At 56.4% G+C, this 19,577-nt stretch carries 16 protein-coding genes; 9 read left to right on the plus strand and 7 right to left on the minus strand.

From position 1 onward, the window contains the following. The first annotated feature begins 421 nt into the window (after window positions 1–421). The 3 genes from AM379_RS13370 to AM379_RS13380 all read left to right on the plus strand — a co-directional run bounded on the left by AM379_RS13370 (window position 422) and on the right by AM379_RS13380 (window position 7,442). Complete coding sequence (locus AM379_RS13370; protein WP_106503788.1) at window positions 422–3,130, plus strand: cation-transporting P-type ATPase; 2,709 nt, start codon at window positions 422–424, stop codon at window positions 3,128–3,130. 106 nt (window positions 3,131–3,236) lie between these two features. After that, window positions 3,237–4,298, plus strand: coding sequence for an efflux RND transporter periplasmic adaptor subunit (locus AM379_RS13375; protein WP_106503789.1), 1,062 nt, complete (start codon window positions 3,237–3,239; stop codon window positions 4,296–4,298). A gap of 9 nt (window positions 4,299–4,307) precedes the next feature. Further along, the gene (locus AM379_RS13380; protein WP_106503790.1) at window positions 4,308–7,442 is read left to right on the plus strand and encodes an efflux RND transporter permease subunit; all 3,135 of its coding nucleotides are present in this window, start codon (window positions 4,308–4,310) and stop codon (window positions 7,440–7,442) included. Here AM379_RS13380 and AM379_RS13385 read toward each other — a convergent pair. After that, window positions 7,393–8,514 (minus strand): YbdK family carboxylate-amine ligase, encoded by a 1,122-nt coding sequence (locus AM379_RS13385; protein ID WP_106503791.1) that lies wholly within the window; start codon window positions 8,512–8,514, stop codon window positions 7,393–7,395. The two genes, AM379_RS13380 and AM379_RS13385, sit on opposite strands and share 50 nt — an antisense overlap. A 143-nt stretch (window positions 8,515–8,657) precedes the next feature. Here AM379_RS13385 and AM379_RS13390 point away from each other — a divergent pair, with 143 nt between their 5' ends. Then, window positions 8,658–9,548, plus strand: coding sequence for an oxidoreductase (locus tag AM379_RS13390; RefSeq protein WP_032677591.1), 891 nt, complete (start codon window positions 8,658–8,660; stop codon window positions 9,546–9,548). On the opposite strand, the gene AM379_RS13395 is transcribed toward AM379_RS13390, so the two are convergent. Then, window positions 9,545–10,339 (minus strand): AraC family transcriptional regulator, encoded by a 795-nt coding sequence (locus AM379_RS13395; protein WP_025204769.1) that lies wholly within the window; start codon window positions 10,337–10,339, stop codon window positions 9,545–9,547. The two genes, AM379_RS13390 and AM379_RS13395, sit on opposite strands and share 4 nt — an antisense overlap. A gap of 76 nt (window positions 10,340–10,415) precedes the next feature. Between AM379_RS13395 and AM379_RS13400 the strand changes: the two genes are divergently transcribed. The 3 genes from AM379_RS13400 to AM379_RS13410 are packed head-to-tail and all read left to right on the plus strand — an operon-like array spanning window position 10,416 to window position 13,481. Then, window positions 10,416–12,413 (plus strand): FUSC family protein, encoded by a 1,998-nt coding sequence (locus AM379_RS13400; protein WP_236900298.1) that lies wholly within the window; start codon window positions 10,416–10,418, stop codon window positions 12,411–12,413. Continuing rightward, window positions 12,403–12,618 carry a DUF1656 domain-containing protein gene (locus tag AM379_RS13405; RefSeq protein WP_106503793.1) on the plus strand — a complete coding sequence of 72 codons (216 nt, stop codon included), beginning with the start codon at window positions 12,403–12,405 and terminating at the stop codon, window positions 12,616–12,618. Before AM379_RS13400 ends, AM379_RS13405 begins: the two co-directional genes overlap by 11 nt. After that, window positions 12,615–13,481: an efflux RND transporter periplasmic adaptor subunit gene (locus tag AM379_RS13410; protein WP_106503794.1), complete on the plus strand. Its 867-nt coding sequence runs from the start codon at window positions 12,615–12,617 to the stop codon at window positions 13,479–13,481. The genes AM379_RS13405 and AM379_RS13410 overlap by 4 nt, the downstream gene beginning before the upstream one ends. A gap of 156 nt (window positions 13,482–13,637) precedes the next feature. Here the strand turns inward: AM379_RS13410 and AM379_RS13415 are convergent, their stop codons facing one another. The 4 genes from AM379_RS13415 to AM379_RS13430 all read right to left on the minus strand — a co-directional run bounded on the left by AM379_RS13415 (window position 13,638) and on the right by AM379_RS13430 (window position 16,606). Then, the gene (locus AM379_RS13415; protein WP_074148089.1) at window positions 13,638–14,330 is read right to left on the minus strand and encodes an outer membrane protein; all 693 of its coding nucleotides are present in this window, start codon (window positions 14,328–14,330) and stop codon (window positions 13,638–13,640) included. A 46-nt stretch (window positions 14,331–14,376) separates the two neighbouring features. After that, window positions 14,377–14,850, minus strand: a complete 474-nt coding sequence (locus tag AM379_RS13420) for a GlcG/HbpS family heme-binding protein (RefSeq protein ID WP_020885120.1) — start codon at window positions 14,848–14,850, stop codon at window positions 14,377–14,379. Window positions 14,851–15,177: 327 nt separating this feature from the next. Next, on the minus strand, window positions 15,178–15,951 hold the full coding sequence (locus tag AM379_RS13425) for a response regulator (protein WP_106503795.1): 774 nt from the start codon (window positions 15,949–15,951) through the stop codon (window positions 15,178–15,180). Window positions 15,952–15,979: 28 nt separating this feature from the next. Beyond that, complete coding sequence (locus AM379_RS13430) at window positions 15,980–16,606, minus strand: response regulator (RefSeq protein ID WP_032681506.1); 627 nt, start codon at window positions 16,604–16,606, stop codon at window positions 15,980–15,982. 296 nt (window positions 16,607–16,902) lie between these two features. On the opposite strand from AM379_RS13430, the gene AM379_RS13435 reads away from it, so the two are divergent. Continuing rightward, on the plus strand, window positions 16,903–17,631 hold the full coding sequence (locus AM379_RS13435; RefSeq protein WP_025204764.1) for a cysteine hydrolase family protein: 729 nt from the start codon (window positions 16,903–16,905) through the stop codon (window positions 17,629–17,631). Window positions 17,632–17,693: 62 nt separating this feature from the next. Continuing rightward, window positions 17,694–18,647 carry a GlxA family transcriptional regulator gene (locus tag AM379_RS13440; protein ID WP_032681504.1) on the plus strand — a complete coding sequence of 318 codons (954 nt, stop codon included), beginning with the start codon at window positions 17,694–17,696 and terminating at the stop codon, window positions 18,645–18,647. 24 nt (window positions 18,648–18,671) lie between these two features. On the opposite strand, the gene AM379_RS13445 is transcribed toward AM379_RS13440, so the two are convergent. Continuing rightward, window positions 18,672–19,295 carry a response regulator transcription factor gene (locus AM379_RS13445; RefSeq protein ID WP_032681503.1) on the minus strand — a complete coding sequence of 208 codons (624 nt, stop codon included), beginning with the start codon at window positions 19,293–19,295 and terminating at the stop codon, window positions 18,672–18,674. Between the last annotated feature and the right edge of the window lie 282 nt (window positions 19,296–19,577).

A 19,577-nucleotide genomic window follows, 5' to 3' on the forward strand; every position in this document is an offset into this window, starting at 1 on the left:
GGCAGACGTTTTTTGTTAAATCAAATGCACTTTTCTGCGAATAAATAACAGAAAGAGAATAATCTCTCAGAAGCGATTAAATTATTATCGCGTTATGTAAATAAATGTCCTTGTCATGCAAATAATTTTACAAACATATAAGTGCTATATCCAATTAACGTGGCAATAACAATGGCTGCGACAATGTATAACGCCAGGCGGCGTGCGCGATAAATACCAAACATGGTTCCTCCTCGTTTAGCGTTGGTTTAGAAATATTTTGTAAAAATCATCGTATTCAAATAATATTTATTAGTTTTGAATATCCCGGCAGTAATTATATTGCGGTAGATCAATTTTACCCGCAAGCCTTAAAAATGAATTTATTAAAGCCAGAAAGGAATTCAGGCTTCCGTCCACCGTATATTGAAGGAAAAATACGATGACCAAAAAAAATCTCTCTCAGAACATGCCACCTGCTGGTGGGCAGGCGTATCAGCAGACCGTTGAGCAAGTGCTTGCTAACAAGCAGAGCCAGGCAAGCGGCCTCGACCGTGCTGAAGCGCAGGCACGTCTGCATCAGTATGGCCCTAATGCGTTGCCGGAGAAAAAAGGCAAGCCCGCCTGGCTACGTTTTCTCGCCCATTTTAATGATGTACTGATTTACGTTCTGCTTGCCGCGGCGGTATTAACCGCGGTTATGGGCCACTGGGTCGATACGCTGGTTATCCTCGGTGTGGCGGTAATCAACGCGTTAATTGGCCATATTCAGGAAAGCAATGCGGAAAAATCCCTGAAGAGTATTCGCAATATGCTCTCCAGCGAAGCGCGCGTCATTCGCAATGGCAATCATGAAACGCTACCGACAACTGAAATAGTCCCGGGCGATATTATTGTATTACGCGCGGGCGATCGTATTCCGGCGGATATGCGTTTAATCGAAGCGCATAATTTACGCGTGGAAGAGGCTATTCTGACCGGCGAATCTACCGTGGTGGATAAACACATTAATCCGCTGACCGGTGAATTACCGCTGGGCGACCGCACTAACCTGGTCTTTTCCGGTACGACCGTGAGTGCAGGGGGCGGCATTGGCGTGGTCATTGCCACCGGGCAAGAGACTGAACTTGGCCACATTAACCAGATGATGGCGGGTATTGAAAAGCATCGTACGCCGCTGCTGGTGCAGATGGACAAGCTGGGGAAAGCGATCTTCGCCATTATTCTGGCGATGATGGCGGCACTGTTTGTCTTCAGCCTGGTGTTCCGCGAAATCCCCATGGGCGAGCTGCTGCTCTCTCTGATTAGTCTGGCGGTCGCGTCCGTGCCGGAAGGTCTGCCAGCCATTATTTCTATCATCCTTTCTCTTGGCGTGCAGGCGATGGCACGCAAGCGGGCGATTATCCGCAAGCTGCCAACGGTTGAAACCCTGGGGGCGATGACCGTGGTCTGCTCGGATAAAACCGGCACCCTGACCATGAACGAGATGACGGTGAAAGCCATCATTACTGCCGACAGTTGCTACCGCGTGGACGGTAACAGCTACGAGCCGGCGGGGAACATTTACCTGGAAGGCAGCGACGAGCCGATGCAGATCCAGCCGGGCACCGTGCTGGAGCAGTACCTGCGCACTGTTGATCTCTGCAATGACAGCCAGCTGATTCAGGACGAACGCGGTCTGTGGGGCATCACCGGTGGGCCGACCGAAGGGGCGCTGAAGGTGCTGGCGGCGAAGGCGCATCTTGAGCCGGTGATGACCACCCTGATTAACAAGATCCCGTTCGATTCGCAGTACAAGTACATGAGCACCCACTATCAGATTGGTCACGAGGAGCACATCCTGATTACCGGCGCGCCGGACGTGATTTTCGCGCTGTGTAAACAGCAGCAGGCCCGTAACGGCGCTGAAGCGTTCGACCGCGCTTACTGGGAAACCGAGATGGAGCGCTATGCACGTCAGGGGCTGCGTATGGTTGCCGCAGCGTTCAAACCGGCGAACGGTGAGCAGGCGCTGACGCATGACGATCTGAATCACGGGCTGATCTTCCTCGGTATTGCCGCAATGATGGATCCACCGCGTCCTGAAGCGATTGATGCGATTCATGCCTGCCAGCAGGCCGGGATCCGCGTGAAGATGATCACCGGGGATCACCCGCAGACGGCAATGAGCATCGGTCAGATGCTCGGGATCACCAACAGCGAGCAGGCGGTGACGGGCTACCAACTGGAGAAAATGGACGACGCTGAGCTTGCAGACGCCGCGGTGAAATATGACATTTTCGCCCGTACCAGCCCGGAGCATAAGCTGCGCCTGGTGAAAGCCCTGCAGGACAAGGGTGAGATCGTGGGCATGACCGGCGACGGTGTGAATGACGCTCCGGCGTTGCGCCAGGCGGACGTGGGCATCGCAATGGGCATCAAAGGCACCGAAGTGACCAAAGAGGCGGCGGATATGGTCCTGACCGACGATAACTTCGCCACCATCGCCAGCGCGGTAAAAGAGGGGCGTCGCGTTTACGACAACCTGAAGAAAACCATTCTGTTCATTATGCCGACCAACCTGGCGCAGGGGTTACTGATTGTTATTGCGCTGCTGGCAGGAAACATTATCCCGCTGACGCCGGTACTGATTTTGTGGATGAACATGGCAACCTCCGCCACGCTCTCCTTTGGCCTGGCCTTTGAAGCCGCTGAGCGCAACATCATGAAGCGTCCGCCGCGTCAGACCGGACAGCACGTGATGGATGCGTACGCCGTATGGCGCGTGGCCTTTGTCGGGACCATGATTGCCATCGCCGCCTTTGCGCTGGAAGCCTGGCTGGCACCGCGTGGCCACAGCGCGGAGTTCATCCGTACCGTGCTGCTGCAGATGCTGGTCTGCGCCCAGTGGGTATACATGATTAACTGCCGCAACACTGAAGGGTTCTCCCTGAACCGTGGCCTGCTGGCGAACAAAGGGATTTGGCTGGTCACAGGCGTGTTGTTCCTGCTCCAGGCGGCAATCATCTACCTGCCGTTTATGCAGATGCTTTTCGGTACGGAAGCGCTGCCTCTGCGCTACTGGTTCGTCACGCTGGCGGTAGCCGCGGTGATGTTCTTCGTTGTTGAAATCGAGAAGCGACTGACCCGCAGGTTCCGTAAGGCTGCATAACCTTTTGCCCTCACCTTAACCCTCTCCCGCCGGGAGAGGGGATGCTGACCTCCCTTTCATTGGGCAGAGGGCCGGGGTGAGGGAAACACATCAGAGGTACATCCCCATGAAATTCCCGCTCCTGTTCGTCCTCCTCGCCCTCTTTCAACCCGCGTTTGCTGCTGCCATTCCGGTTCGCGTGGCGGTTGTGGAGCAAACGACCCACGCAGCTGAACGGCACGTGCCTGGCCGCATTGAAGCCATTCATACCGTCGAGATAAGAGCGCGCACGGAAGGCGTGATTACCCAGGTTCATTTTCGCGACGGACAATACGTGAAAAAAGGTGACGTGCTGTTTGAGCTGGACGATGCCGAGCCACGCGCCGCCGTGCGTCTGGCACAGGCTGAGGTAAAGAGCGCAGAAGCCACGCTGCGTCAGGCGCAGCAGCAGCTTTCACGCTTTGAAAGCCTGGGCAACAGCAATGCCATCAGTCGTCACGACGTGGATAACGCGCGCATGCAGCGCGATGTCGCCAGCGCTGCGCTGGAGCAGGCGAAAGCTCGCCTCGAAACCCGCAACGTGACGCTGGCGTACACGCGCATCACATCGCCGATTGATGGCCGCGTGGGGCACAGCCAGTTCCATGCCGGCAGCCTGGTGAACCCGTCAAGCGGCGTGCTGGTGGATGTCGTGCAGCTTGATCCGATCCGTATCGCCTTTGCGCTGGAAGAGGGGGCGTTTGCCACCAAAGCCGGACAACATGCGGATATCAGCGCCCTGAAGCGCGCCTGGCAGGCGCGGATTGACAGCAATGGTCAGCGCCTGAGCGGTGAACTGACCTCCGTGGACAATCGTATCGACCCGCGTACCGCCAGCGTGATGCTGCGCGCTGAATTTGCCAACCCGCGCCATCAGCTGCTGCCGGGCGGCAATGTGAATGTTTACCTGCGTCCGGCAAGCGCGCAGCCGGTGCTGACAGTGCCCGCTGCGGCGGTACAGCAAAACGGCGAGGGATTCTTTGCCTGGGTGGTAAACGCAGAAGGCAAAGCCGAAAAACGCCCGCTGAAGGTTGCCGGACAGATTGGCCAGCAGTTTGAGATTTCATCCGGCTTACATCCCGGTGAGCGAGCGATCACCGACGGTGCCCAGCGCGTACAGCCTGGCGCAGTCGTGCAGATACTGAATTAAGGAGCCATCATGCTGACGTTTTTCATCAAACGCCCGCGCTTCGCGATGGTGATTGCGCTGGTGATAACCCTGCTGGGTGCCATCGCGCTGAAGATTATCCCGGTGGAGCAGTACCCGCAGATCACCCCACCGGTGGTGAATGTCTCCGCCAGCTGGCCCGGTGCCAGTTCGGCTGACGTGGCGGAAGCCATTGCCACGCCGCTGGAGACTCAGCTTAACGGCGTGGATCACATGCTCTATATGGAATCCACCAGTTCGGATGAAGGTGCCTACAGCCTGAACATCACATTTGCGGCAGGGACCGATCCGGATCTGGCCGCCATCGACGTGCAAAACCGCGTGGCGCAGGCTGTGGCGCAATTGCCCACCGAGGCGCAGCAAAACGGCGTGCAGGTGCGTAAACGCGCTACCAATCTGATGATGGGGGTAAGCCTTTACTCACCGGACAATACCCACACGCCGCTTTTCGTCAGTAACTACGCCAGCACGCAGGTGCGTGAAGCGCTGGCGCGTTTGCCGGGCGTCGGGCAGGTGCAGATGTTTGGCGCGCGCGACTACAGCATGCGTATCTGGCTGCGTCCGGATCGCATGAACGCCCTGAACGTGACCACCGATGACGTGGCTCAGGCGTTACGCGAGCAGAACGTCCAGGGGGCGGCAGGCCAGGTCGGAACGCCGCCTGTGTTTAACGGCCAGCAGCAAACCCTGACGATTAACGGCCTGGGGCGTTTAAATCAGGCTGAGGACTTTGCGGACATCATTATCCGTGCAGGGGAGATGGGCCAGCTGGTGCGCCTGAAAGATGTCGCCACGATTGAACTGGGGTCGCGCAGCTACAGCTCCGGCGCCCAGCTGAACGGGCATGACTCGGCCTATCTTGGCATCTACCCTACGCCGTCCGCCAACGCCCTGCGCGTAGCCGATGCGGTTCGCGCGGAGCTGGCGCGACTCTCCGCACGCTTCCCGGACGATCTGACCTATGAAGTAAAATTCGATACCACCACCTTCGTCGCTGCGACCATCAAGGAGATTGGCGTCTCGCTGGCGCTGACCCTGCTCGCCGTCGTGGTGGTGGTTTCCTTATTTCTGCAGAGCTGGCGTGCGACGCTGATTGTGGCGCTCGCCATTCCAGTGTCGCTGGTCGGCACCTTTGCGGTGCTCTATACCCTCGGTTATTCGGCCAACACGCTCAGCCTGTTCGCCATTATTCTGGCGCTTACCATGGTGGTGGATGACGCCATTGTGGTGGTGGAGAGCGTTGAAACGCTGATGGCGGAAGGGCAAAGCCGCACGGCGGCTACCGCACAGGCGCTGCGCCAGATTGCCGGGCCGGTGATTGCCACCACCCTGGTGCTGCTGGCGGTGTTTGTGCCGGTGGCGCTGCTGCCGGGGATCGTGGGGGAGTTGTATCGCCAGTTCGCGGTCACGCTCTCCACCGCCGTCACGCTCTCAAGCCTGGTGGCGCTGACCCTGACGCCAGCGCTCTGTGCGCTGTTGCTGCGCCCGCGCCCGAAGAAGCCAGCCGCGGTTTACCGCGTTTTCAACCGCGGACTGGAAACCACGCGCACCGTTTATACCCGCATCGTTAACTGCATTAACCTCCGTCCGTGGCTGGTGCTGCTGGCAACGGCTGGCGCGGCGGGCGTGGTGGTGTTCAGCTTTATGTCGATGCCAAAGGGCTTCCTGCCGCAGGAAGATCAGGGCTACTTCTTCGCCAGCGTGCAGCTGCCGGAAGCGGCGTCGCTGGAGCGTACCGAAGCGGTGATGACCACCGCGCGGGAGCTTATCGCCAGACACCCTGCGGTCGAGGATGTGATTCAGGTCTCCGGTTTTAACATTCTCAACGGTACCAGCGCGTCTAACGGCGGGTTTATCTCCATCATGCTGAAGACATGGGGGGAGCGTCCGCCGCTTGATGAGGTGATGGGAACGCTACAGCGTCAGCTGCTGGCGCTGCCGGAAGCGACCATCATGACCTTCGCCCCGCCGACGTTGCCGGGGTTGGGCAACGCCTCCGGCTTCGACCTGCGTATTCAGGCCCAGGCGGGGCAAAGCCCGGCGGAGCTGGAACGCGTTACCCGCAACGTTCTGATAAAAGCTAACCAGCATCCGCAGCTTAACCGGGTGTTTACTACCTGGAGCAGCAACGTGCCGCAGCTGACGCTGACCGTTGATCGCGAGCGCGCTGCCCGCCTCGACGTGCCGGTCTCGCGCATCTTCAGCAGCCTGCAAACCGCCTTTGGCGGCACGCGTGCCGGGGATTTTAGCGTTAACAACCGCGTCTACCACGTGGTGGTACAGAACGAAATGCAGTGGCGCGAGCGTGCCGGGCAAATCAGCGAATTGTTCGTGCGCAGCAATAACGGTGAGCGGGTGCGTCTGAGTAATCTTGTCACGATTACCCCGACCGTTGGCGCACCGTTCCTGCAGCAGTACAACCAGTTCCCGTCGGTGTCAGTGAGCGGGTCGGCGGCAGACGGCGTGAGCAGCAGCACGGCGATGGCCGTGATGAGCGAACTTCTGGCGGAAAACCTGCCTGCCGGGTACGACTATGCCTGGAGCGGGATGTCTTATCAGGAGCAGCAGACCGGAAATCAGGCCATCTGGATTGTCCTGGCCGCGGTGGTTATGGCGTGGCTGTTCCTTGTCGCGCAGTATGAGAGCTGGACGCTGCCCGCGAGCGTGATGCTCTCAGTCCTGTTCGCCATCGGTGGCGCGCTGGTGTGGCTGTGGATCGCGGGAAACGCCAACGATGTGTATGTGCAGATTGGTCTGGTGCTGTTAATCGCGCTGGCGGCCAAGAACGCGATCCTGATCGTCGAGTTTGCCCGCGCACGGCGTCATGAGGGGATGGCGATTGTCGATGCGGCCCGTGAAGGCGCCTCACGCCGCTTCCGGGCGGTGATGATGACGGCGGTGTCATTTATTATCGGTGTGCTACCGATGATGCTGGCATCCGGGGCAGGGGCGCAGAGCCGCCGCATCATTGGCACCACGGTGTTCAGCGGGATGCTGGTGGCCACCGTGGTCGGCATTCTGTTTATCCCGGCGCTGTTTGTGCTGTTCCAGCGCCTGCGTGAGTGGGGGCATCGCCTTACGGACTCGTCGCCCACAGCTCGCAATGTTTCTGAACCAGAGAAATAAGCGAACCGCCGTCTGCGATAAAATCGCGCATGCGCTGCGCCTCGCTCTTGCCCTGTTTTAACATCAGGGCTATTTCCTCAATCGCGCTCGTCGCGCCGAGCTTCTCGGCCGACGGCGCAACCTGCTCCAGCAGCCACGCAATATCTTCCGCCACGGTTTTGTGCTCGCCAGTCTGCACGTCCGTCAGAATGCCCTCTAACCCGTAACGACATGCCTGAAAACGGTTAAAGCGGTACAGCAGAAAATCCTTTTCCTGATGCTTATAGGGCCGCGTGGTCAGCAGCCAGTGAGACGTCGCCTGTATCAACCCGGCGATGTTGATCGCGTGGCCGAGCGTCAGCGGTGTATCCATCACCCGCACTTCGACCGTACCAAAATGCGGGCTGGGGCGAATATCCCAGTGCAAATCTTTAATGCTGTCGATCATGCTGGTGGCGCTCAGACGACGAAACAGCCCTTCGAACTCCTGCCAGTTGTTCACCCACGGCATCTGCCCATTATCCGGAAATCCCGAGAAGATATTAAGTCGCGATGAGGCGAACTTCGTGTCCGTACCCTGCATATAGGGTGAGGACGCCGCCAGAGCAATAAAGTGGGGGACAAAGCGCGACAAACCATGCAGCAGATAAATAGCGTCGTCGCCGGTCCGACACCCGACATGCACGTGCTGGCCGAATACCGTCGCCTGCAAAATCAGATAGCCAAACCGTTCGAGCGTGACGTTATAGCGCTCGTCATCGCACACCTCCTGACGCTGCCACTTCTGGAAAGGGTGCGTCCCACCGCCGCAGATCTGAATATGCTGCTCCGCAGCGGCGCGCAGAATACTTTGCTGCATCACCGAGATTTGTGCGGCGGCCTGATCAATGTTCTGACACACGCCGGTGGCGATTTCGAGCATGCTCTCGGTGATATCGTGCTTCACTTCCCCACCTTTGATGTCGTCTTTGACGGCAGCGATAAGGGCGGAGGAGTCCTGGCTCAGATCGTACCCCGGCGGGTTAACCACCTGCAGTTCAAGTTCAATACCAAGGGTATAAGGTTCAGAGGAATGGAAATCGGGTAATGGCATGGTGCACTCCGTTGTCGTAGATGAAATGAGTATAGACAACGGGTATGGCTCCCACTTCAGGCGGTGGTATAAAGGGACGTGTGGCGGCTATGCTGAACGCCACGGCACACTGATTAGGGCTTTAGCGACCAGGGGAGTTAACAATGTCTGACTATCCAACCATTGCACTGATTGGACCCGGTGCAATCGGAACCACTATCGCTGCGGTGCTGCATGAGGCTGGCCGCACGCCGCAACTGTGCGGACGTACCGCACACCCGCAATTACGTTTGCGGCACGATGAGGGTGAAATCGTGGTACCCGGGCCGGTATTAACCGATCCGACGGTCATCGATCGTCCGTACGATCTGGTTTTTATCGCAGTGAAAACGACCCAGAACGCCGACAGCGCGGGATGGCTGAACGCGCTGTGCGATGAAAACACGGTGGTTTGCGCGCTGCAAAACGGCGTCGAGCAAAAAGCCCAGCTTGCACCGTGGGTCAATGGCGCGACGGTACTGCCGTCGGTGGTCTGGTTCCCGGCGCAGCGTGAGCCGGATGCGTCAGTCTGGCTGCGGGCCAGTCCGCGGTTGACGCTGCCGGATGTGCCGCAGGCAAAACGGGTGGCTGATGCGCTGAATGGCACGCGCTGCGCGGTAGACTTGTCGGCAGATTTTCTTACCGTCGCATGGCGCAAGCTGCTGCAAAATGCGGTTGCAGGCCTGATGGTGCTTGCGAATCGTCGTGCCGGGATGTTCTCCCGTGAGGATATCAGCGAGCTGGCGCTGGCGTATTTGCGCGAGGGGCTTGCCGTGGCCCGAGCAGAAGGCGCGGTGCTGCACGATGACGTTGCGCAGGAGATCCTGGCGAATTTCCAGCGCGCACCTGCCGATTTAGGCACGTCTATCCTCGCCGATCGTCAGGCCAACCGTCCCATGGAGTGGGATATCCGCAACGGCGTGATCCAGCGCTATGGTCGTGCTCACGGTATTCCCGTTCCGATTAGCGATGTGCTGGTTCCCCTGCTTGCTGCAGGCAGCGAAGGGCCGGGTTAACGGCCGCTGACTTTTCGTTCGGCAAAATAGTGCGCGGGCGTGGTGCCCATGGCTTTCCTGAACATGGTGATAAACGCATTCACGGATTCATACCCAAGCGTTGTCGCCACGTTCTGGACCGGGACACCGCTTGCCAGCTCCTGCAGGGCAATAATCAACTGCAGCTGCTGACGCCAGCGGCCAAAGCTCAGCCCGGTCTCGCGCGCCATCAAACGCGCAAAGGAGCGCTCGCTCAGCGCCAGCCGTTTCGCCCACGCTTTCAGGGTGCTTCTGTCGTCAGGATGGCTGACCAGCGCGTCGGCCATGGCGCGTATTTTGGGATGGGCTGAAACGGGCAGGCTCAGCTTCTGCTGCGGCATGCTGGCGAGCTCATCAAGCGTCACTCTGGTCAGCCGCGCGGCATGGCTCTCTGGCGGATAATCAACGCGTTCATGCGTCAAACGGTCAACCAGCGCTTTGATTAACGGGGAAATGGCCAGCGTGCAGCATTTCTCCGGCAGCGCGGCGGCTCCGGGCTCAATAAACAGATAGTTGAGATGAGCATTCCAGGTCGCTTTGGCGCTGTGTGCGATCCCGCCAGGGATCCAGACGGCACAGTCTGGCGGCACGATCCAGATATCATTTTCCGCATGACAAATCACCGCGCCATACAGGGCAATAATTAGCTGCCCCTTACGGTGGGTGTGCACCGGCACTTCCGCGGCGTACTCCACGAAATCCAGATGTCGGGCTACGGCCGGACATGCGGTGGCGTCAGGGTCGAAGAGCGTATTGGCAAGTTGAGGTTTCACGTTTCTGGCAACATTTAGGTATTTTTTGACAGAATAGAGTATTTAAGCGGGTTCGCAAGCCAGTAATAATTCTGGCATGAACACATTAAACGCTTTTCATTTTCATTCGTGGCGCGCCATGCGTGAGCGCTTATCTCCCGTGCTGCGTAACGATGCCAGCGCGTTGCTCTATTCCGCGAGAAGTTTTGCAGCGGCGATGCTCGCTTACTACATTGCGCTGTCGATAGGCCTCGAACGTCCATCGTGGGCCATTATTACCGTCTATATCGTGTCGCAGACGTCGGTGGGGGCCTCGCTGAGCAGAAGTCTCTATCGTCTGGCCGGTACCGTTGTGGGGGCCTGCGCCACCGTTGCGATCGTACCTGTCTTCGTCAATATGCCGATCCTCTGCAGCGTGATGCTGTCGGGCTGGATCACGTTCTGCCTCTATTTATCTCTGCTGGAGCGCACCCCGCGGGCGTATGCCTTTGTGCTGGCCGGGTACACTGCGAGCCTGATTGGTTTTCCTGCGGTATCCGACCCCGGCGGGATTTTTAATATCGCCATTATCCGTGTGCAGGAGATTGTCATTGGGATCTTCTGCGCGGCGCTGATACATCGCTATGTGTTACCCGCGCGTATCTCCGGCCTGTTCAACAGTAAGTTATCGCAAACCCTGCGCGCCGCGCGTGAGCGGGTGGCTGACACCCTCGCAGGCAAACCCGTCGCGGTTTCAGACCCGCTGCATCTGGCGCTGGCGCTGCAGTTTCTGCAGGGCATAAGCCACCATATTCCGTATGATTTTGCCCTGTCTGCTCCGGTGCGGCAGGGCAGAAAGGCTATCCATGACCGACTGGCGCGGCTGGTCATCGTCAACTGTGAATTACGCGATCGCTTACCGGCGACGGTGCCTGCCGGGTTGCAGGTATTGCTCGACGACGTTCAGGCCTGGCTGGGGGATAAAGGTGCTGCACGCCACAGCACGGCAGATGCGTTAATGGCACGCAGTGAACAGCTCGCAGAGCGCTACGCTGCACAGGTCCGGACGATGGACGATGCGCTGCAGGCCAGTTTTGTCCGTTATTTGACGCAGGCCATTACGCTGTTGCAGCAGTGCGAACGTCTTTCTGATGCCATCCACCATGCGAAGCCCGCCCACGGACTGACGGCGGGCAGGGCAGTTAAAGGGTATGTTTTTCACCGCGATCCTCTTACTGCCGCCCGCACCGCGCTGGGCGCGTTCGCCATCATCCTGAGCGGCTGCCTGGTCTGGATCTTCTCCGCCTGGCCCGATGGCAGCACGGCGGTCTCTATCCTTGGGGTCTGCTGCACGCTGTTTGGCAGTTTCGACACCCCGGCACCGCACATTGTGAAATACATAATTGGCTCGTTCTGGGGCGTATTAATTAGCCTGCTGTACAGCTTTGCGCTGCTTCCGCAGGTGAGCGATTTCCCCGTGCTGGTGGCCGTGCTGGCGCCGGTATATCTGCTGGCCGGGTCGCTTCAGGCACGTCCTCCCACCACGTTTATGGCGATGGGGATCACCCTGACGCTGCCGGTATTGTGCGAGCTGGGTGCCCACTACAGCGGAGATTTTGCCTCGGCGGCCAATACCGCCATTGCGCTGTTTGCCGCAACCGGCTTTGCTGTTATCAGCATGAGCCTGCTGCAAACCGTGCAGGCCGACGCGGCCATCGCACGTCTGCACACGCTGTGCCAGCGCGATATTCGTCGCAGCGTGAAGGGCAAGCTTCTGCTGGATGAGACGCACTGGACCAATCTGATGATTGACCGCGCTGCCCTGTTACTGCCGCGCCTGCAGCGCAGCGGGCGTGCCTCAGAGCAGGTGCTTAACCCGCTGCTGCGCGCGCTGCGCATCGGCCTTTCGGTGATGCATTTACGCCGCTGCGATATGCCCGCGAGCAGAGAGATTAGCGCGCGCCTGTATCACCTGAACGACACCGACGCCTTGCGTGAACACATCGGCGACCACATCCGCCTCTGTTTGCCTGCCGCAGATGCACAAACGCGCCAGTTTGTCGGCCATCTGGTGGATTTGCATTGCGCATTACGGAGGGCAGACGATGGTCAATGATCTGAATATCGGGGGCGTTTTTATCCCGGGACTGCTTGTCACCGCGCTCGCGACGCTGGCCTGCACGCTGGCACTCATCGCGCTTTTATCGCTCAGCAGGCTCTACCGTCGTTTGCCTTTTCGCCCGCTGCTGGACGTTTCAACTTATCTGGTCACCTTTTTCCTGCTGATGCAGGGCCTGACCGCGCTGGGGTTATTTAGATGAAATCATTACTTTCTCTGGTCGGTCGCTATGCGCTGACGTTATGTGCCGTCGCGGCGGCCACGCTTCTGGCTTTTATGATGTGGAAACATTATGCGCAAACGCCCTGGACCCGCGACGGCCGGGTACGGGCGGATGTGGTACAGATTGCGCCGGACGTATCCGGGCCGGTAATCCGCGTGGCCGTCCGGGATAACCAGTGGGTTAACCGGGGCGATGTGCTCTACGTTATCGACCCGCACTGGCTCACGCTGGCGGTGGCCAGCGCGCAGGCTGAGGTGGAATCCAGACGGCATGAGATGGTGATGCGACAGGATGCCGCCAGACGACGCGCACAGATTAAAGCCGCGATTTCCAGCGAGGATTTACAGCAAACGGGCAGCGCCGCGAACGTCGCGGTGGCGAATTATCACGGTGCGCTGGCCGCGCTGGAGCTGGCCGAGCTTAATTTGTCCCATGCCACCGTTCGGGCTCCCGTCTCGGGTTATATCACCCATCTGCGGCTTCGCCCGGGGGACTATGCCACCGCGGGGGAGACTAAGGTCGCCATCGTCGATGCGCACAGTTTCTGGGTGGTGGGGTATTTCGAGGAGACCAAACTTCGCCATATTCGCGTTGGGGACACGGCGCATATCGTGTTGATGGGCTATGAACCGGTGATTGCCGGGCATGTTGAGAGCATCGGCCATGGGATCGGTGATAACAACGATGAGACGGGCGGGCTTGGGCTTCCCGACGTCGAGCCGACGTTTAGCTGGGTGCGGCTGGCGCAGCGCGTCCCGGTGCGCATACATATTGATGCATTGCCGAAGGGGATTGAGCTGGTAGCCGGGTTGTCGGCGAGCGTGGAGGTGGTGCCGGAATGAGGGGCGTCAGCGTACCGAAGGGAAATTCGATCGTGAGCGCTCTTGAGCAAAAAAAACCTTACCGCCCGGCAGAGAGGCGGTAAGGACAGGCAAAGTGGCATAAAAGAGAGGAAAAATACCTGAAATGAGGGTGATGAAACTGTCTGTCAACGTGCCTTACAGGACGTAGCGCACGCCGAATACAAATTCATTGTTCACCAGGCGTCCACGCAGGTTTTCATCCTGCTGATTACGGGCGTTAACAAAGGTGTTACGGCCGCTTTCTATATTGCCCATATCGACATAACGATAAGTGGCGTACAGGGTCAGATCGTCAATAACTTCATAAGACGCACCAGCACCCACGGAGTAGGTAAAGTTGGTTTGCGTGTTGCCAGCAAACTCGCGGGTGTCATTACCCTGCCAGCCACCCACTTTCACTTTCGCCACACCAGCACCCGCCGTTGCGTACAGGGCGAATTTGTCGGTGATCATAAAGTCACGATAAACGTTGAGCATTGCACGTTCAGAATCAACTTTCATGTGGTTGAAACTGGTCGCAAACGTGGAAGAGCCGCTGGTGAATTCTGTTTTTTCTTTAAACACATATTCCGCTTCGGTACGCCAGTTATTGCCGAACTGATAGCCAGCGGCCACGGAACCGTTCAGCTTGTGCTCTTTTTCGTCCCCGGCCACAAATGAACCGATCCCCGGGCGTTCGCTCAGGTTCATGCTCTTGGCCTTCTGATGGGTGTCAATCAGGTTCAGGGCGCCGTAATAGCCTTCTTTAACGTTTTCGGCAGCCAGTACCGGGCCGGAAGCGCACAGTGAAATCACAGAGGCGAATAAAACACGTGGCGTTACGTTCATAATAAGTTCCTTTTTTATCTTTCCGATAAATGACAGATAGCTTTACTTATTTCAGCTTTTTAATAGCGTCGAGTGCACAGGCTTCATCAATATCACCGCTCGGCGCGCCGCCAATACCAATGGCACCGATGGTGGCGTTATTTTCTTTAACCGGTACGCCGCCAGCCAGTAATAAGAAACCAGGGATATCGCCGAGGTTTTTCGCCGCCGGATACTTATTTGAGTTTTCCAGAAGCTGGCTGGTCGCCGCTCCGCTGGACGCAGAGGTAAACGCTTTCTGATAGCTGGCTGTCAGGGTGTGTGGCCCGGCGTTATCCATACGCTGTACCGCACGAGTGAGGCCTGCAGCATCGACAACCGTCACGCTGACGTTATAGCCTTTAGCGCTGCACGATTTAACGGCTTCGCTGGCGAGTACAGATGCCTGTTCCAGAGACAGGGTGGACTGCGTCAATGATTTAGCGTGCGCAGTCATGGTTAATGCTGTGAGCACAGGCAGAATAAGAAATGTTTTTTTCACAAGGAATACCTTTTAATTAATGAGGCGTAAATAATAAAAATAAAACGCCCGTGAGGTTGATCAGCAAGAGCATCAGAATAATAAAACGCAGTTCTGTTGTAGTGGTCTCAAATAAATTATTTAACATGGCAACCTTCTTTATTTCAAAAACGTTGCCATGGTGACAACGGGGTCACTATATAAATTCCAGGGCAATGAGATACATGAGGGCAGGATGATAGGCGTGTAAGGGAAGGACTATAGGCGTGTAGTCCTTGTCGGTGAAAAACAGGACAGGCCAGGCGCAGGCGCCCGCTCGACAGCGTGTGAGGAAAAGTAAACCTGAGGTTAGCGTGGTGTGGTGAAGGCTGTAATCGCCTGATTCAGCGCCGCGACGTCCCTGAGCAGGGCCTGGAGGCGGGGCACAATTTCAGACTCGACGGGCAACGTTGTCCCTTCGCATGCCTTTTCAAGACTGCGACACTGCTGCGCTATCGCAGTTGCGCCAATGATATCGGCGGCACCGGCCAGGCGATGTATATGATACGCCAGCGCTGCCCAGTCGCCCTGACGGGCCAGCGTAAGGCAGGGTTGCATGTCGCGTTGGTTTTCATCCCGCGTGGCATTCAGCAGGGTGAACAATAAGGTATTGTCATCGCCGGTTAACGACCGAAGATTGTCCACACGGATAAACTGGCCGAGGCCTTCCGGGTCAGCAGATTTTGTGGTCGCCTCTTTTGGCGATACCCGCTGTAGACCCGCCTCCAGTTGCTTCAGATTGAGCGGTTTGAAAAGGCAGTCGTCCATACCTGCGGCAATACAGCGACTACGCTCTTCGGGCTGAGCATTCGCGGTGAGGCCAAGGATAATTAACGGTTTTTGCTGCCGTTCCCGTAACAGCCGGGTGAGGGTTAGCCCGTCCATCACCGGCATATTACAATCGGTGATGACCATATCAACCTGCTGTTCGCTCCAGCGCACAAGGGCTTGTTCGCCGTTTTCTGCCTCGACAACCTCATACCCCAGGCGGATCAATTGCTGCCTGAGCAGGAGCCGGCTTGCCGGGTGATCGTCTACAGTCAGTATGCGTAGCGGGCGTGCCGCCGAAGGGGATTCCGTCACATTTTTCCCTTTAAGACCCGGTGTTGGCTCATTCTATTTTGTTGCGCAGGGCAAAATCATAAATGTCTTTCGGGCTTTTAAGATCGAGCTTTTTCATCAGGCGGCTTTTATAGGTGCTGACCGTTTTATCACTGATCATCATTTCCCCGGCGATATCGACAATCCGGCTTCCTTTTGCCAGAAAATGCAGAACCTGCAGTTCCTTGTCCGACAGACTGGCAATATTCCCTTTGTCATCCAGCGGAATATCCTCTGCGGCAATCTGGCGGGCGCGATTAATCGGGAAAAAACCATAGCCACTTTTGATTGCACGGATAGCGTCATGAAGTTCCGTCAGATTATTGCGCTTGCTAATAAACCCATCGGCACCCGCACCGGCACAACGCTTAATATAATGATCGTCATCCTTACCCGTCAGAACCAGGATCCCGCCTTTAAAATCATTCGCACGGAGTCGCTGAACAACGTTAATCCCATTGATTGTAGGAATATCGATATCGACAATAACCAAATCCGGAAGTAACTGACGTGCCTGTTGTAATGCCTTAAGGCCATCATCAGTCTCGCCGATCACCGTCATCCCGTCTTTTTCCAGCAACATTCTCACCGCCAGACGGGCAACCGGGTGGTCATCCACGATTAATACGCTATTCATTTTATCATCCTGGTTCAAAGGGCTTTGCCTGATGAACACAGGCATGAATATTATGCATAACTATACCATATCTGCAACGATATTACCCGCCGGTTAATAAGCGGAAAATAGCGCTATTTCAATGACATGAAAATTAGTGTGGTGGGTTTTTCTGGCATATTTGCTCGGCAGGAACGACGGGATAATCCTTTTTATATTGGCCCAAAAGTACCGTTTTTCGTTCTTCAGGTGACTCCTGTCTTTTACGTCAATACGAAATAATGCCTCCCGAACACAACACAGAGGGAGTTCTTGTTATGAAAACGATTTTCCGTACCGCACTGTTGGTGAGTATGATGAGCGCATTTTCCAGCCAGGCCACCGCACAGGAGACAAATCAGGTGAATACAAAAACAATTCGCGCGATGTCAGGCGCTGTTGCTACGACGTCTTTATCCGCATCTGAAACCGCGTTAATCGTGGTGGATATTCAGAATGAATATTACGCGGGTCAGGATTTCCGTGGCCGGATGGTTATCCCGGATGGCGCGGATGTGCTGTTGAAAAACAAAAAGCTGGTCGAGTATGCACACCAAAAAGGGATGCCGGTCTACTTTGTGCGCCACATAACAAAAAATAGCCCGCAGCAAAACGGTACGCCGCTGTTCGCTGAGAATTCCGTATTTGCCCAGTTCCATAAGGATCTGCAGCCGACTGCGCAGGACACCATTATTACCAAGGAGACCCCGAGCGCTTTCGTGGGCACCGATCTGGATGCCCGCTTAAAGAAACAGGGAATTAAAAAGGTCATCGTGGCGGGCCTGATGACGCATATGTGTATCTCATCGACTGCACGTGATGCTGTACCGCTGGGTTATAGCGTGATTATTCCGGAAGATGCGACAGCCACGCGCGATCTGGATGACGGGAAGGGGGGCGTGGTGGATCACGACACGCTGCAGCGTGCAGCGCTGGCAGGCGTCGCGGATGTCTTTGCTGAAATCATGACCACGGATCAGGTGATGGCGCTGGCGGTGGAAAAATAAGACCGAACTGAAATCCCTGTGGCCAGCCAGCCCTCTATACTGGCTGGCTTACGGAGGCGGTCATGACATTGAAAATTGGTATCGTAGTCTTTGAAGGCATTATTCCTTTTCACCTTTCGGTGCCTTATGCCGTGTTTGAGAAAGCACTGACGCCGCAGGGTGACGCCCTGTGTCAGCTCGTGGTTTGTGCCACTACACCCGGTGCGCTTAAAACCAATGCCGGTTTTTCCATCGTGGTCGACCGAGGTCTGGATGCGTTAGCCGGGATGGATATGGTGATTGTGCCAGGCTGGGATGTGCCCGAGCATGCACCGGAGCCTGAACTGTTAACGGCGTTACAAAACGCGCATGCAGCCGGGTCCCGCATTGTTGGGTTGTGTATGGGCACGTTCGTGGTGGCCGCCGCAGGCCTGCTGGAAAACCGTCCGGCAACGACACACTGGCGATGGGCGGCGGACTTTCAGCGTCTTTATCCTTCCGTGCAGATGGATAAAGATGTGCTTTACATTGATGATGGCGATGTTGTGACGTCAGCAGGAACGGCAGCCAGTATCGACTGCTGTTTGCACCTGGTCCGACAGGCGTGGGGCGCGGATGTCGCCAACCGCGTGGCGCGCTTGCTGGTGGTGCCGCCTCATCGTCAGGGCGGGCAGCGGCAGTTTGTGGAGCTGCCGGTGCAGAATACGCGTCGTGGAGATAACTTCACCGACGCGCTGGCCTGGGCAACAGAGAATTTACAGCTGGCCATCACGCTGGACTGCGTGGCAGAGAAAGCCTGCATGAGCCGCCGGAGCTTTACCCGCCGCTTTCAGCAAACGACGGGGGAATGTTTTTCAAACTGGCTTTTGAACCAGCGCATTCTCGTTGCCCAGCGCTTTCTTGAAAAAACCGATCGGCCAGTGGAAGATATTGCCGAACGCGTCGGCTTCCCTTCCACGACCTCTTTACGGCGCCACTTTCAAAAGCAGCTTAATACCTCACCTTCCCGCTATCGTCGCGAGTTTCGTGGTCGTTAGTCATTTTCCCGGCGTCATTTCTGTTCAATAGAGATAATTACGTTTTGCCAGATCCACCAGTTCAGTCAATTTGGATATTTTAAATTTCAGCATGATGCGCTTTTTATAAGCGCTGACGCGTTTATTATTTATATTCATTATGCCGGCAATGACCTGATTGCTGTAGCCGGCAGAAATGTAGCGCAAGATACAGATGTCAGTATGGGATAGCGATAACAACAACGAGGCGTCTCGCGGGTATTTTGTCCGGTGCAGCCTTAGTTCATTGCCATAACAGAACTGGCCGGATGCGACTTTATTGACAGTCCGGACGAGGTTGTCCAGCGTACTGCTTTTATTCAGATAGCCGGCAGCCCCCGCCTTCCTGCTAAGCTGAATGTGAAAATCACTGGATGATGAGGATAAAATCATTACCTGTGTATCAGGGATATTTTTTATTAACTGAGCCAGAGAAGAAAACACGTCTGGCTGTTGTTGCAGATGCTCCATTATTATCAAATCGGCGTTGAACAACGAATGTTTATCCAGCAATTCTTCCATTGTGCCAAACTGCGCAACAATCTGATGACCATGTTCTGATAATAAGCCCTGGAGTCCAGCGCGAAGCAGTGGGCTGGCGTCCATGACAATGACTTTTTTGCCTGACATTCCTGGTTGTCCTGAATCGGGAAAGGAAAAATTTATTCTCTATCCCGTCAATGCAAATTTGGCTAAGACTTGTCTTTAACTGAGACTTTATTTTCCCCCTCAGCGCTGCCCTGCCTGGCCTGCCAGATAACGGCCCCTTCCTTTTATAACGTCTCCTTGCAACCTTAACCTGGTCGTTTGCGACAGGTCTTATTAAGACTCCATCGCTCTGACAGGAAGATAGCGTCAGCCAGGGAAAGAATCCCGTATGGAAGTGCGTCTGGCGCGTTGCGCAGACACAGA

Source organism: Enterobacter cloacae complex sp. FDA-CDC-AR_0132 (assembly GCF_003010695.1).
In the GTDB taxonomy this organism is placed as follows: domain Bacteria; phylum Pseudomonadota; class Gammaproteobacteria; order Enterobacterales; family Enterobacteriaceae; genus Enterobacter; species Enterobacter ludwigii.